The sequence below is a fragment of the Streptomyces sp. NPDC059582 genome, assembly GCF_042735715.1.
Classification (GTDB): Bacteria; Actinomycetota; Actinomycetes; order Streptomycetales; family Streptomycetaceae; genus Streptomyces.
On sequence record NZ_JBHWCC010000118.1, the window covers coordinates 1 to 2,606 of the forward strand.

1 rRNA gene is annotated in these 2,606 nt (G+C 53.4%); it reads right to left on the reverse strand.

The annotated features are described in order from the left end of the window. A 23S ribosomal RNA gene (locus tag ACFV0T_RS42105) occupies positions 1–2,606 on the reverse strand; the annotation flags it as partial.

Below are 2,606 nucleotides of genomic sequence, written 5' to 3' on the forward strand. Positions count from 1 at the left end.
TTTAAACCCAGCTCACGTACCTCTTTAAATGGCGAACAGCCATACCCTTGGGACCGACTACAGCCCCAGGATGTGATGAGCCGACATCGAGGTGCCAAACACCGCCGTCGATATGAACTCTTGGGCGAGATAAGCCTGTTATCCCCGGGGTAGCTTTTATCCGTTGAGCGATGGCCCTTCCATGCGGAACCACCGGATCACTAAGCCCGACTTTCGTCCCTGCTCGACTTGTAGGTCTCGCAGTCAAGCTCCCTTGTGCCTTTACACTCTGCGAATGATTTCCAACCATTCTGAGGGAACCTTTGGGCGCCTCCGTTACCTTTTAGGAGGCGACCGCCCCAGTCAAACTGCCCACCTGACACTGTCTCCCCGCCCGATAAGGGCGGCGGGTTAGAAGGTCAATACAGCCAGGGTAGTATCCCACCGATGCCTCCACCGAAGCTGGCGCTCCGGTTTCCAAGGCTCCTACCTATCCTGTACAAGCTGTACCAACATTCAATATCAGGCTGCAGTAAAGCTCCACGGGGTCTTTCCGTCCTGTCGCGGGTAACCTGCATCTTCACAGGTACTATAATTTCACCGAGTCTCTCGTTGAGACAGTGCCCAGATCGTTGCGCCTTTCGTGCGGGTCGGAACTTACCCGACAAGGAATTTCGCTACCTTAGGACCGTTATAGTTACGGCCGCCGTTTACTGGGGCTTCAATTCGCACCTTCGCTTACGCTAAGCGCTCCTCTTAACCTTCCAGCACCGGGCAGGCGTCAGCCCCTATACTTCGCCTTACGGCTTCGCAGAGACCTGTGTTTTTGCTAAACAGTCGCCTGGGCCTATTCACTGCGGCTCTCTCGGGCTTGCACCCTAACAGAGCACCCCTTCTCCCGAAGTTACGGGGTCATTTTGCCGAGTTCCTTAACGAGAGTTCTCTCGATCACCTTAGGATTCTCTCCTCGCCTACCTGTGTCGGTTTGCGGTACGGGCACCTCTCACCTCGCTAGAGGCTTTTCTTGGCAGTGTGGAATCAGGAACTTCGCTACTATATTTCGCTCGCCATCACAGCTCAGCCTTCACGGGAAACGGATTTGCCTATTTCCCAGCCTAACTGCTTGGACGCGGATATCCAATACCGCGCTTACCCTATCCTCCTGCGTCCCCCCATTGCTCAAATGGTAAATAGGTGGTACAGGAATATCAACCTGTTGTCCATCGCCTACGCCTATCGGCCTCGGCTTAGGTCCCGACTAACCCTGAGCGGACGAGCCTTCCTCAGGAAACCTTAGGCATTCGGTGGAGGGGATTCTCACCCCTCTTTCGCTACTCATACCGGCATTCTCACTTCTAAGCGCTCCACAAGTCCTTCCGGTCTTGCTTCACAGCCCTTAGAACGCTCTCCTACCACTGTTCGAAGAACAGTCCGCAGCTTCGGTGATACGTTTAGCCCCGGTACATTTTCGGCGCAGAGTCACTCGACCAGTGAGCTATTACGCACTCTTTAAATGGTGGCTGCTTCTAAGCCAACATCCTGGTTGTCTAAGCAACTCCACATCCTTTTCCACTTAACGTATACTTTGGGACCTTAGCTGGTGGTCTGGGCTGTTTCCCTTTCGACTACGGATCTTATCACTCGCAGTCTGACTCCCAAGGATAAGTCATTGGCATTCGGAGTTTGACTGAATTCGGTAACCCGGTAGGGGCCCCTAGTCCAATCAGTGCTCTACCTCCAAGACTCTTACCTTGAGGCTAGCCCTAAAGCTATTTCGGAGAGAACCAGCTATCTCCAGGTTCGATTGGCATTTCACCCCTACCCACACCTCATCCCCGCACTTTTCAACGTGCGTGGGTTCGGGCCTCCATTCAGTGTTACCTGAACTTCACCCTGGACATGGGTAGATCACCTGGTTTCGGGTCTACGACCACGTACTCATGCGCCCTATTCAGACTCGCTTTCGCTGCGGCTCCGTCTTTTCAAACTTAACCTTGCACGGGATCGTAACTCGCCGGTTCATTCTACAAAAGGCACGCCATCACCCGTTAACGGGCTCTGACTACTTGTAGGCACACGGTTTCAGGATCTCTTTCACTCCCCTTCCGGGGTGCTTTTCACCTTTCCCTCACGGTACTGGTTCACTATCGGTCACTAGGGAGTATTTAGCCTTGGGAGATGGTCCTCCCGGATTCCGACGGAATTTCACGTGTTCCGCCGTACTCAGGATCCACTCAGGAGAGAACGAAGTTTTGACTACAGGGCTGTTACCTCCTATGGCGGGCCTTTCCAGACCTCTTCATTTAACTCATTCCTTTGTAACTCCATATAGAGTGTCCTACAACCCCAAGAGGCAAGCCTCTTGGTTTGGGCTGGTCCCGTTTCGCTCGCCGCTACTCAGGGAATCGCATTTGCTTTCTCTTCCTCCGGGTACTTAGATGTTTCAGTTCCCCGGGTCTGCCTTCTCATATCCTATGTATTCAGATATGGATACCACTCCATTACGAGTGGTGGGTTTCCCCATTCGGAAATCTCCGGATCAAAGCTTGCTTACAGCTCCCCGAAGCATATCGGTGTTCGTCCCGTCCTTCATCGGCTCCTAGTGCCAAGGCATCCACCGTGCGCCC